At 57.3% G+C, this 13,135-nt stretch carries 6 protein-coding genes; 2 read left to right on the top strand and 4 right to left on the bottom strand.

Annotation, left to right across the window (positions count from 1 at the left end):
• Nucleotides 1–13: 13 nt before the first annotated feature.
• Nucleotides 14–1,705, bottom strand: a complete 1,692-nt coding sequence (locus RRF56_RS23005; RefSeq protein ID WP_317035483.1) for an SUMF1/EgtB/PvdO family nonheme iron enzyme — start codon at nucleotides 1,703–1,705, stop codon at nucleotides 14–16.
• A 656-nt stretch (nucleotides 1,706–2,361) separates the two neighbouring features.
• Between RRF56_RS23005 and RRF56_RS23010 the strand changes: the two genes are divergently transcribed.
• Together RRF56_RS23010 and RRF56_RS23015 are read left to right on the top strand one after the other, a co-directional pair.
• Nucleotides 2,362–2,838, top strand: coding sequence for a DUF4383 domain-containing protein (locus RRF56_RS23010; RefSeq protein WP_317035484.1), 477 nt, complete (start codon nucleotides 2,362–2,364; stop codon nucleotides 2,836–2,838).
• A gap of 277 nt (nucleotides 2,839–3,115) precedes the next feature.
• Entirely contained in the window at nucleotides 3,116–5,680 is a 2,565-nt protein-coding gene (locus tag RRF56_RS23015; RefSeq protein ID WP_317035485.1) for a ligase-associated DNA damage response DEXH box helicase, read from the top strand.
• Between the two features lie 43 nt (nucleotides 5,681–5,723).
• Here RRF56_RS23015 and RRF56_RS23020 read toward each other — a convergent pair whose 3' ends face one another.
• From RRF56_RS23020 to RRF56_RS23030, 3 genes are all read right to left on the bottom strand, one after another.
• A complete protein-coding gene (locus RRF56_RS23020) occupies nucleotides 5,724–11,603 on the bottom strand; it encodes an EAL domain-containing protein (RefSeq protein WP_317035486.1) in 5,880 nt (1,959 codons plus the stop codon).
• 460 nt (nucleotides 11,604–12,063) lie between these two features.
• Nucleotides 12,064–12,243, bottom strand: coding sequence for a hypothetical protein (locus tag RRF56_RS23025; RefSeq protein ID WP_317035487.1), 180 nt, complete (start codon nucleotides 12,241–12,243; stop codon nucleotides 12,064–12,066).
• 171 nt (nucleotides 12,244–12,414) lie between these two features.
• Nucleotides 12,415–13,134: a sensor histidine kinase gene (locus RRF56_RS23030; protein WP_317035488.1), complete on the bottom strand. Its 720-nt coding sequence runs from the start codon at nucleotides 13,132–13,134 to the stop codon at nucleotides 12,415–12,417.
• Nucleotide 13,135 lies beyond the last annotated feature (1 nt).

The raw sequence follows: 13,135 nt of genomic DNA on the forward strand, positions 1-13,135 counted from the left end.
TTTTGCCCTGAACTTAGCTCACGTCGGCCACAATGCGGAAGCCGATCTGGTTGCTGCGGGTGTCGGCTTTGAACCCAGCCCGGTAGGCCGAACGACAGTGCTCGGGCGGGCTTTGCCACGCGCCCCCACGCACCGCGCGCCAGGGGGTCTGGTCTGGCTCGGTGGCCGCACACCATTCGAGTACGTTGCCGTGCATGTCGTAGAGGCCAAAGTCATTAGCTTTGCCAAAGCTGCCCACGGCGGTGGTGCCGCCACGAAACTGGCCCACGGGTTCTTGGCGGTAGGGCTCGGTGCCGTTGTAGTTGGCCAGGTCGGTGGTCAGGGTTTGACCGGTGTGAAAGGGGGTGGTGGTTTTGGCGCGGCAGGCGTATTCCCACTCGGTCTCGGTGGGCAACCGAAAGCGACGCAGGTGAGCCCGCTCGGGCTGGGAGGCTGGCCAGGGAGCGAGTTGGCTATTGGCCAAACGGCGCAGCCGCTCGCAGAATTCTACCGCCTCGGGCCAGGTCACCTGCTCTACCGGCAAATCGTCGCCGGTAAAGTGGGCTGGGTTGGGGTCTAGATCGAGGGCGATCGCAGGCAACCCGGCGACGGCCCGCCACTGCGCTTGGGTGATGGGATAAACGCTCATCCAAAATGACTCTACCGCCGCAATGGTTTGGGCGGGGTGAACAGGGTCGTGGCCCAGTTCGGTTACCGGAGCACCCAGCACAAACTGGCCGCCCACAATCGAAACTAAGGGCAGAGGAACTGGACCGCTGGGGCCAGGCAGTTGGAGTTCTTGATAGGCCGGGGTAGAAAATTTAACGTGAGAAACTTCGAGCCCAAACTCGTCGATGCTGATGGACTCGTAGGTGTAAATCGGGGGGGCTGGAGCGGCTGGCTCAGGGTCCTCATCGCCTGGGGTAGCAGTAGATTGCTCTGGCTGGCCTAGGGCGGTTTGGAGGCGATCGGGGAGGGGGGCTAGATCGGGCATGGGGGGCATGCTGCCTGCGGTGAGGGTTTGCAGGGCTGGCACGCGTTGGTGTACCGCTAGGGCCGAGCCACCGCCCACTAGACCTAGGCCCATGAGGCGCAGCCAGCGCCGTCGACCCATGCCCTGGGGCTGGGGCGGTTGGGGCGGCTGGGGCGGCTGGGTTTGATGCTTGGCCGTAGCCAGGGCGGCGGCGAGTTCATCGATGAGGCTGACCGGGGCTGGGGGGGCGAAGGAGGGCGCGGGCGACCCTGCCCCTAGGCTGCTAAAAACCCCTTCAATGCGGTGAATCAGCCGATCTAGATCGCGGTGAAAGTCGGGATCGCAGCGCACCTGGGCGCTCTGGCGATAGGCTAGGGCTTTGAGCCCCTCGGGTAGAGCGCTCTCTTCGGGCAGGGTTGCGCCACCGACGAGCACTGGAATGACGAGGCGATCGCGCTGTAGGGCAGTCTCAATTTCGATGCGGACCCAGTCGGCGGGGTTGGCCAATTTTGCTCTGCCCCGATTGTCGGACACCGCTAACCAATGGGGGTCGATAATGGCCAGCAGCACTGGACAGTGACTGACCTCCTGCTCTAAATGATTGCGAAAGTTGACCCCAAAGGGAATTGAGTCTACGTCCTTAAAAACGCTATTTTCGCTGAAGTGCGCTACCAAGCGGTCATAAATGCGCCCTGTAATATCAATACTGGTGCTACGGCGATAGGAAATAAAGATAGATTTAGCACGGGTCATAGACGTTAGCTACCGAAATGTAGATTGCACACCTGATAGCTAGGATGATTGATTTCAGGCAAAAGATTCTCTACGGGCGTGCATTATTCAATTCCTTACATAATTAGCCCTAAAACATGAATTTTTAACGGGCGCTCAAGGGGTCTCACCCCTATCGACAGTAGCGATGAAAGACTCTACGTCTCACTATTTTTTGTGCAGTTTAGAGAGTGCTTGAAGACGTATCGGTTGTAACTTTAATCACCTAGGAATTCTCTCTACCCCTAAAAGGGGGTGTTCAGGCTCAAAGCTGCCCTTTCCAGGGTGAGATTCAGGAAATTTCAACCTTTTACTCAGTAGAGCAGGACTTTACACCAACCTAGTTATGCTAATTCCGGCTGGGCTACTTCTTTGTGTGACTGAGCAAGGGTTATTGCCTGTGCCGTTTAGCCGTTGGGAGCCGGGGTGGGCCTCTTGCATCTGTATTGAGTGCCAAATAGATATCTAGTCTCTGCTATCTGTCTCCTGCAAGAAACTGGTCAAGGCAACCTATTCCTATGGATGCAAAATAAACCTGCTCCTTTTAGGAGAGCTAGGTTTGTGTCGATTTTGTTAACGTCTACGTAGCTTGACTAATCGTAATAACGTTTCGTTCTGATTTTGGGAGACAACCAACTATGAAAGCTGCACAGAAATTTGCGCTTGGTATCGGTTTAGTTTATCTAGCAATTGGCCTTATGGGCTTTATTCCAGCCTTGGTCTCGCAACCTGAGACCCTGCCTGGCTATGTAGAAGAGCTGGGAGTGACCTCGGGCTATGGCTATTTGCTGGGGTTGTTCCCGGTCAATACGCCCCACAACATTATTCACTTGGTGACGGGAGGGCTGGGCATACTGACCTCGATCGCACTCGATAGTTCTCGTCTATTCTCTGGTCAGCTTGGCATCTACTACCTGACCCTGGCGGTGCTGGGTATGGTTCCTGTGGCCAATACCTTTTTTGGTCTGTTCCCAATCTATGGGGTTGACGTGCTTTTGCACGGTTTGACCGGCCTACTGGGGATCTATTTTGGCTTCTTTGCCACCCCGTCGCTGCGTACTCTGTTTCGCCGTGAACTCAAGGAAGATGCTGTCTCAGGCGAGGTGATGGAATAGGGGAATCGCTAGGGGCGATCGCCTGGGTGAGGCTGATGTAGCTGTAGCCAGTCTGGTAAAGACACTTCCTTTAGAAACGTTTGAACGTTCAAACGTTCAAACGTTTCTAAAGTTTTTAAAGGTCGTAACCATAGTGACTATGGCTATATCTACCAGGGCGATCGCTAAGGTAAGTGGGGCTAGCTCCCCTGGTCCACCTCCTCCGAGAGCACCCCAAAGAACTCCATGATCAGTCTCATTACAATAGGTAGGCTATCCCACATTTTGGAGCCTGCCTGTGTCGGTTGACCCTCGCCTAGCTGCGATCGCCTCGTACTTTGCCACTCGCGGCTGGCAGCCCTTGGCCTTTCAGCGCGAAACCTGGGCGGCTTATCTAGCGGGCCTGAGCGGGCTGGTGCAGGTGCCCACCGGGTCGGGCAAAACCTACGCAGCGGTAATGGGGCCGATCGCCGAGCTGGTTGCTCATCCTGCCCCTGGCTTGCAGGTGCTCTACATCACTCCTCTGCGGGCCTTATCGCGAGATATCGAGCAGGCGATCAAGGCTCCCATTGAGGCCATGGGTTGGGAGATTACCGTCGAATCGCGTACTGGAGACACCAGTTCTGCCCGACGGACTAAGCAACTCAAAACAATGCCGCACATTTTAATCACCACGCCAGAGTCGCTGGCGGTGATGTTGTCTTACAAAGACGGTGCTAAGCGCTTTGGTCAGTTGCAGGCTGTCATTCTCGACGAATGGCACGAGTTGATTAGCTCTAAGCGGGGCACCCAGGTCGAGCTGTGTTTAAGCTACCTGCGCAGTCTGCGGCCTGCCCTACGCACCTGGGCGCTTTCGGCTACGTTGGGCAACCTTGAAGAAGCTGCTCAAACCGCTGTGGGGTTGGGTGTAGAGCCTGTCATCGTGCGCTCAAACCTACAGCGCGAGACGGTAATTACCAGCATCCGTCCCGAGTCAGTCGATACGTTTCCTTGGGCAGGACACCTGGGACTGCGGATGTTTGAAACCCTGGTAGCGGCGCTAGATATTGAGAAATCGACCCTAATTTTTACCAACACCCGTAACCAGGCCGAGCGCTGGTATCAGGCCCTTGAGTTTGCGTTGCCTGAGCAGGCCGACAAAATTGCCCTGCACCACGGGTCGATCGATCGCTCTGAGCGAGAGGCGATCGAGGCGGGGGTAAAGTCGGGGGATCTAAAGTGGGTGGTGTGCACGTCGTCTTTAGACTTGGGGGTAGATTTTCAGCCGGTGGAGCGGGTGGTGCAGATTGGCAGTGCCAAAAACCTGGCTCGGCTGTTGCAGCGGGCGGGGCGCAGTGCCCACGTACCCGAGGGCACCTCGGAGGTGTTTTTTTTGCCCACCAATGCCCTAGAGCTGTTAGAGATCTCTGCTTTTCGCCGGGGGCTAGCCTTGGGAGATATGGAAACCCGCCGCCCCCAGCAGAAACCCTACGATGTGCTAGTACAGCACCTGGTTACCCTGGCCTGCGGTGATGGGTTTGAGCCCCAAACCACCCTCAAGGACCTGCGCCAAACCGTTGCCTACGCCGACCTCACCGACCCAGAATATCAGTGGGTGCTAGAGTTTATCGAAACTGGCGGGCAGTGCCTCGGTGCCTATCCCCGCTACAAAAAGGTGGTGAAGGAGGAGGGCCGTTATCAAGTGAGCGACCCAAAGCTGGCCCGCAACCATCGCATGGGTATTGGCACCATTACCTCTAATACCCCCGTCAAGATTGTCTACACCAACCGCAAACAAATTGGCACTGTGGAAGAGTCGTTTGTGTCGCGGCTCAAGCGGGGGGATGTATTTTTCTTCGCCGGACGACAGCTCGAATATTTTCAACTGAAAGATATGGTGCTCTACGTCAAGGGCACCCGGCGCAAGTCTACGGTGACGCCCACCTGGGGTGGCGGGCAACTGGCTATTTCAGATACCCTGAGCCACCACCTGCGGCGGGAAGTGGAAGAGGCGCGATCGCTGCTCACTACCGTCACCACTCCAGAATCTCCTCCGGCGGCAGGTCTCTCGCCTGCACCGTCCTCCGTCGCCACTGCTGCCGCTCTCTCTGGTGCGCCTCAGCCAGGAGACAGGGGGGAATCTCCCGCGATCGCTAACGCCGAACTCCTGACCATTGCGCCCATTCTCGCCGCCCAGCAGCGCCTGTCTTCCCTGCCGAGGGCCGATGAACTGCTGGTTGAAAGCTGTAAAACCCGCGAGGGGCAGCATCTCTACGTGTTTCCCTTTGAAGGGCGGTTTGTCCATGAGGGGTTAGGGTTTCTCTGGGGCTACCGCTTTGCGAAACAAAAGACCGCCACCTTCACCATTTCAGTCAACGACTACGGCTTTGAAATTCTTGGCCCCAAGGGTTATCCCTATCAAGACCTATTCTCAAGCGATTTCTTTAGCATCACCGACCTAGAGCACGACATTCGCGCCAGTCTCAATATCTCAGAGCTGACCCAGCGCCAGTTTCGCGGTGTTGCCCAAGTGGCGGGGCTGGTGTTTAAGGGCTATCCTGGGTCGCGCAAAACCTCAAGTCAGCTTCAGGTGAGCACATCGCTGCTCTACGACGTATTCACCAAGTATGAGCCCGATAACCTGCTGCTCAAGCAGGCTGAGCGAGAAGTGCTGCAAGACCAGCTCGAAACCCACCGCTTGGCCAAAACCCTCAGCCGCCTAGACCAGCGTGCGGTGGTATGGAAGGACACTAAGCGCCCTTCACCCCTGGCATTTCCTCTACTGGTGGAGCGCTTAAACTCGCGCCTGTCGAACGAAACCCTGCTCGATCGCATTCAGCGCATGAAGGAACAGTGGGACAATGGCAGGGTTGACCCGAACTAGACCTAATCGACCTAGTGGACTAAAGCCATGCTCACCGACCACGTTATGGTTTGAGCCATTGGGTCGCTTGCTCTACAGTCAAGGGGCGTGCAAACCAATAGCCCTGGCCCAACTCACACCCGAGGCGTTTGAGGCTGTCGAGTTCGGTAGCAGTTTCGATGCCCTCGGCCACTACATCCATCTCTAAGCTGTGGGCCAGGAAGAGAATCATGTGCACCGTTTCGAGGGAGCTTTGGTTGAGCCGCTGCACAAAGGAGCGGTCTATTTTGAGCGTGTCGATGGGGAATTCGTGTAGCCGGCTGAGGGACGAGTAGCCTGTGCCAAAGTCGTCGATACAAAGTCCCACGCCCAGGGCCTTCAACCGCTTGAGAGAGTGGGCTTCGGAGGTGAAGGTTTCGAGGATGCAGCTTTCAGTAATTTCGAGCTTGAGGGACTGCCGGGGAATTTGGGTGGCCTCTAGCATGGCCTCTAGGCGATCGATTAGATCGGGCTGCTTGAGCTGGATGGCGGACAAATTGACATTGATGGTCAGCGACAGTGCTTGGGCGTTGACCGCTTGCCAGCGAACGAGTTGCTGGCAGGCCGCTTCTAAGACCCACCAGCCGATGGGGCCGATCAGGCCAGTTTCTTCGGCCACCGGGATAAACTCTAGGGGGGAAATCAACCCTTGGGTAGGGTGCTGCCAACGGACCAGGGCTTCAAAGCCGCGCAGTTGGCCGGTGGCCAAAGCCACAATCGGCTGGTAGTAAAGACAAAGTTCTTCGGCTTCGACGGCTCGTCGCAGGTCGCTTTCGATCTGAAGCCGCTGGGTGATTTGGGTCTGCATGGCTGGGTCAAACACCACGTACTGATTTTTACCCTTAGCTTTGGCCTGGTAGAGAGCAATGTCGGCATCGCGCAGGATGTGGGTGGCGACGGTGTAGTTTAAGGTGCTGTCGGTGATGCCGGTGCTGGCGGTGGCAAAGACTTCGTAATCGCTCACTTGAAAGGCTAAGCAAAACTGGTCTTGAATGCGCTGGGCGATCGCCAGAGCATCGTCGGGGTGGGGCAAGTCTTCGAGCAAAATCGCGAATTCGTCACCGCCAAACCGGGCCACGATGTCGCCTGGCCGCACACAGCGTTGCAGTCGCTGGCTGGCCAATTTTAAGAACTCGTCGCCAATTAGGTGACCGAGGCTGTCGTTGATGTTCTTAAACCGGTCGAGATCTAGAAATAGCACCGCGTAGAAGCGCTCGGGGTGCCGCGTGACCATCTGGATAGCGTGGTTGAGCGAACTTAAGAAGTAGGCGCGGTTGGGCAAGTTGGTGAGGCTGTCGTGGAGGGCGTCGTGCTGAAGTTTGTCAGTGGCCTGGAGTAACTGCGCCTGGGTGTTTTGCAAATGGCTCAAGGACTGCTGCAAGTTTTGGTTACTGAGCTGGATGGTCTGGTAGAGGTTGGCGTTTTCAAACGAGATTGCCGCTTGAGCACAGAGAATGTCGAGTACCTGAATGCGATCGCAGGTAAACGCCCCGGTAGTGAGGTTGTTTTCGAGGTAGAGCACACCGATGGTCTGTTGTTTGTAGATCAAGGGTAGGCCCAACACCGATTTGGGCCTGTGCTGCCCTAGGTAGGGGTCGGTGGCAAAGCGCGGTTCAACCCGCATGTCGTCAATGACTAAAGGAGCGGCGGTGCGATCGACAACGTGAATCAGGCTGACCGGCAGGGTGCCACTGGCTGATAGGGGTAACGGTTCGACCCGCAGGGTTTCGCCCGGTAGGCACTGGGCTACTACCATCAGCTGATCGGCCTGGCGTAAGATCAGCGCGCCGCGATCGCCCCCCGCATTTTCTAACACCAGCTGCATCAGGGTCTGGATCAGGTAATCGGGTCGCAGCTCTTGGGAGATGGCCTGGGAGGCACAAATGACAGCGGCCAAATCGAGGGCGGCGGTGTCGCTGGCATGGCTGCTGATCTGCTCGTCAGTACTGAGAATCCCCGGCGGCGGCAGGACGGAGAGGATGGGCCTCAGGGCCTCAGGGTAGAGTGTCTCAAGCTGTTGGGTTTTGGCTTTGGCCCCCCAGTGGGCGTAGGCGTGGTAGGCGGCGTGCAGGTAGGGCTGAGCGAGCTTGTCACGGCCCCAGGCCCAATAAAACCGAGCTGCCAGCTCATTGGCTAGGCCCTCATCTTGCAGAAATCCGTGGGTACGGGCCGTAGCGATCGCATCGTCGTAGGCCGCCATAGCATCGAGGTAGCGCCCCTCCACCCGGGCGATCTCGGCGGCCACTAGCTGCCAGCGGTGGCGGTGGTTGCTGGGCGCAAAGCTAGCCCACTGCGCCAGCTTTGCGTGCTGCCGCCGAATTCGCTGCCAGCGGGCAGCGGCGGCTTGGTCGGTAGTGGTCTGGTCGGCGGCGATCCGGGCGCAGCCGGCTAGCTGAATGAGGGCATCGTAAAAGGCATAGAGGGCGATGGGAAACTGGGCTCGACCGCCATCTAAGACAGCCTCTACCTGGTCGACGTGCTGGGCCGCCTGTTCAAACCGGCCAAACAGGTAGTAGAGCACGGTCTGGTTGAAGTGGTAGTGGAACAGCGCGGTGCGATCGCCGTGCTCGGTATGAAATCGCACCGATGCTTCGGCCTCATACACCGATCCGCTCAGAGACCAGGGGGTTTCTCCTTCCCCCAGCAGGTTGAGCACCGTCTGCTGCACAATTTCTAAACATTTCAGCGACACCTGCTTGAGCTGGCGCAGGGTTTGGCGGTAGGCATCCATCTCTGCTGCCAGGTCGGCCAGGGGCTGACCGGCAAAGTAAGCGTAGTGGCCATAGGCCTGGGCATTGAGCACCACACATTCGAGATCTCCCGTCGCCAGCCCGCTCTGGTAAGCCTGCACAAAGGCGGGCAAACTTTGACGCAGTGGATCGCGCCAGTGGCTAATGAAGTTGTGCACCAAATACCCGGCCCGGCTTTGGCAGGCGGGGGCCTGGAGCTGGTCTAACAAATCTAAGGCCAGTTGGCCAAACCCGTAGCCCGCCTCAATGTCACCCATCCCACACAGCGCCATACCGTAGCCTGCGTAGGCAAAAATCGAGATTGGACTGTTGCCGTAGCGAATCGAAAATTCGACCTGTTTGGTCAGCAACAACGGCATTAAGGCCGGCAGGGCGCGGTAGGTGGGGGCGCTGAGCTTCGTCATAATCTGCATCGCTGCCAGCCGCTGGGTATCGGTCATCGGGGGCAGGGCCAGCAGCTGGCTCGGGGCTTGGTCAGCCCACAGCTGGCGGGTGGCAGTCAGAGCCTGCTGCACCGCTGCCGGGTCGGGCTCGATGGGCAGATCAACTCCCAGGGTACGCAGCACCTCTAGGCCCGTCTGCACGGCCGATCGGTAGTTGCCCTGGGCGCGATCGGCCAGCAGCCGCACCTCGTAGATCGGTACTTGGTCGAGCAGGGTGCGGGCATGGCGGATGGTGAGGTTGGCCCACTGCTCCATTTGCTCGAAGTCGGTGCTCAAGTAGGCCGATTCGGTGATCTCCTGGTGCAGAGCTAGGGCCAACTCGTACTGGTGCTGCCAGGCATCGGTGGCCAGTAGAGCAATGCCCTGGCGCAGGTAGTCAACCGCGGCGGGGTAGGCCGTTGCGGCCTTGGCCTTGCGGCCCGCCTGCAAGTTGAGCTGGGCCAGATGGGTGCGATCGGGGGAGGTTGTCAGCAGCGCCTGACCCTCGTTGAGGTGGTTGACGATGGTAAACAACTGTTCGTCGCGCTGGGTCGGAGCCAGTTTGTGCCACAGTAGCTGGCCGATGGTGAGATGGGTCTGGCCCCGCTGCTCTGGCGGAATCAGCGAGTAGGCTGCCTGCTGAATGCGATCGTGCAAAAACCGGTAGCTGATCTCAGGCCCATTGAGGGCGGGCAGGGTGCCCGCTGGCTCTAGAAACAGGGTACATAGCTCGCTTTGGGGTAGCACCAGCCCTAGCTCAAGGGCACTCCATAGGGCGATCGCCACGTCGGTTTCGGCTTGCTCTGCCACCAGCGCTAGGTGGCCCAAGTTAAACGAGTTGCCGATGCAGGCCGCCAGCCTCACGATGGCCTGGGTCTGGGGCGGTAGCTTTTGCAGCTGTTGAACCACAAAAGTAACCACATCGTCGCCTAAGGCCGCCTGCTGGGCCTGGCCCAGATCGCACTGCCAGGCTCCCCGATCGGAGTCGAAGGCAATGGTGCCCTCCTGGTGCAGGGCCTGCAAAAACTGAGTGGCAAAAAACGGGTTGCCCCCGGTTTTTTGGTAGACCAAACTGGCCAGGGGCGCAGCTAGGGGCACCGAGCAAACTAGGGCATCGGCCACTAGCTGGTGCAGGCTGGCCACCGACAGCGACTGGAGGGCAATGGTGTTAATGATCGTTCCACGCTGGCCAAGGGCATCAAGGGTGAGCATCAGCGGGTGAACTGGGCTGACCTCGTGGTCGCGGTAGGCCCCGATCAGCAGCAGGTGCTGGCACGGCGAATCGCCCATGAGCAGATCCATTAGCTGTAGCGAAGCCAGATCAGCCCATTGCAAATCGTCTAAAAACACCACCAGCGGGTGCTGGGGCGTGGCCACCACTCGAATAAAATTCTGAAACAACAGATTAAACCGATGCTGTGCCGCCTGGCCGACAAGGTGGATTACGGGCGGTTGAGAACCAATGATCTGCTCTAGCTCAGGTAAAACATCGAGCAGCAGCTGGCCGTTGTTGCCTAGGGCCGCCAGAATGTCGGTGCGCCAGGTCTGAAGCTGGGCCTCAGGCTGGCCCAGCAACTGCTGAATTAGCGTTTGTAGGGCGGCCAAAAAGCCTGAAAAAGGTGTGTTGCGCTTAAACTGGTCAAACTTACCCTGAATAAAGTAGCCCTGCTGGCGGGCGATCGGTCTTTGCACCTCTTGCACTACTGCGGTTTTACCCACCCCCGCGTAGCCTGTGACCAGCACAATTTCGCTGCCACCGGCACCACTGACCCGCTCAAAGGCGGCCAGCACCGCCGCCACCTCCTGCTCACGCCCGTAGAGCTTTTCGGGAATCAGAAAGCGACTGCTGCGATCGCGCTCTCCGAGGGTAAAAGCTACTACCCGCCCCGTCTGGCCGAGCTGAGTGCGGCAGCGCTCTAGGTCGTAGTCTAGACCCACGGCACTTTGGTAGCGATCCTCCGGATTTTTGGCCATTAGCTTGTTGACGATGGCGGCTACGGCCGCCGGTACGCTCGGGTTCAACTGCTGAACTGGCGGCGGCTCCTTGGCAATGTGACAGTAGATCAGACCCATCAGGGTCTCGGCGGTAAAGGGCACCTGCCCGGTCAGCAGTTCGTAGAGGGTGATACCCAGAGAATAGTAGTCAGTGCGGTAGTCGACGCCGCGATTGATCCGACCGGTCTGCTCAGGCGATATATAGAGCAGGGTACCTGCTAAGCATTTGTAGCGCTGGCCCGGCAGTGCCTCTCGCGACAGGCGCGTGGCCAGGCAAAAGTCGGTCAGCTTGACCTGTCGGGTGCCTGGGTTAATCAGCAGGTTGCTGGGTTTGATGTCTTTGTGAATGATGCCGTGGTCGTTGAGATACTTGAGAATGGTAGTGAGCTGCTGGGCAATGTCGAGAAAATCCAGCAGTTCTAGCCCCGTCTGGCCCGTCGCCCACCGTTGTTCCAGCCACTGCTTCAGCGAAATGCCGCCAAAATCTTCTAAAACTAGCGCATAGCTCTGGTGGTAGGGCATCAGAGCGTAGGGCTGCACGATGCCAGGAGAGTGCAACTCGCGGGCGATCGTAAACTGATGGCGAAACTGCATGAGCTCATGGGGGGCTGGCCGTTCACTGCGCAACAGCTTGACGACCACCGCCCGACCATCGGCCACGCGATGCCCTCGGTAAACCAGGCTTTTAACCCCTGTATGAAGCTGTTCTAAAAGGGAATAGCCCGGCAGCTCAATCATAGAATAGGTGATTGAAGGTTGTCTCTATTCTTCCCAGACTGCCCTGCCCTGGCAAGATAGAACCGCTAGATGTCGTCTTCCCAACTATTAGCATAGACTGTGCATTCGCCCCGATCAATTCATTAGGGCTGTTTCAAAAGTTATGGCAGCTAGCTCCCTAGACTCTCATCTGCTACGAGATTTGCTGATAAACGACCCTGAGTGAAATAGGTATCTTCTGGGTGTATTCCGGGTTTGTAGCCTAACCCATCATGCAGAAAGCCATACCTCAATCTGATTCCCTAGGGAAAAGGGATCAGAGAATGAGAGGCCAAACTTACAACAGGAGGATAAACCCCATCTTCTAGGAGAATTGCGATTTAATTCTCTTAGAAGATGGGGGTTAGCATCTTAGAATTCAGGATGGAATGCTGCGGGCTGCTTGAGTTTTTGGAGGAAAACGGATAAGTCGAGCCTGGCTCTACTTATCTTTGCCGCCTTGAATTTTGACGTTTACCCCCTCTTTTAGATAGTCCTTAATAGCCTCGGCAAATTTCTCTTCAGCGGTTTTCTTGGGTACTTCCTTAAACAGTGGCTTACCGAACAGCTTCTCGTTGGTCCAGACAATAAAGACCAGCAAAAGAATAATGGCAAATTCCATAGCGCTTGTGACCTAGTTTCAGGGATTGTGGTTGAGTCAGCTGCACCGAAACTCTACAGGGTTACTGGTACACACAAAGCCAGCTACAGGGGGGCAGCGCTGGATTCCAGGTTAAGTTGCCCAAACTATACCGAAAGATCCTGAAATTGGATGTTGAGTTAAATGATTCAGCTATTTTATTGATTGTGGTAGCTGTAGGCATAGATATTGGCCGCGATCGCTGGTGGCCTCTAGGGTGTCTAGGGTAGCCCCTAAATGGGGAATCAGGCGGGCGGATAGCTGGTAGCGAAACTCTGGGGAGAGGGCGGCAACCACTGAGGGCGGGTTGGCGGCGGGGTTGGTGTCTAGGTGCAGGGCAATCGACTCTGGAGTAGAATCGTCGGCCACGGTCAGGCTAATGTGAGGACTGCCCTCAACCAGAGCGGCTTCAATGAGCATGACCAGACTTTGTTCGAGCCAGGCGGCATCGGTAGACACGGTCAGGTCGGCATCGACTGGGCCTAGGCTAAAGCGGCACTGACGGTTAACACACTGCATTTCGACCTGGCGCTGTACGCGGGTGAGCAGCGGGCCTAGCAACGTGGGCTGAAGCTGGGGCTGAGCGGTACCAATGTCAAATTTGGAGAGAGTGATCAGCAGATCGAGGTATTTGAGGACGGTTTGAATGGTCTGGTTAGCCTGGGCAACAAACTCCCGTTCTTCGGCAGGGTTTTCGCACAGGTCTTCCAGAATCAGCTGGTGCAGGCTAATGATTTGGTTGATGGGCGATCTGAGCTCGTGGGAGGCGGTGCCGAGAAAGGCGGCCTGGTGCTGGGCTTGATGCAATAGGCGATCGTAGGCCAGTTGCAACGTGGCGAGGTCGGTGAAGTCTTTGCCCTGGGGGTAGTTCATA

Source organism: Nodosilinea sp. E11 (assembly GCF_032813545.1).
Lineage (GTDB): Bacteria > Cyanobacteriota > Cyanobacteriia > Phormidesmidales > Phormidesmidaceae > Nodosilinea.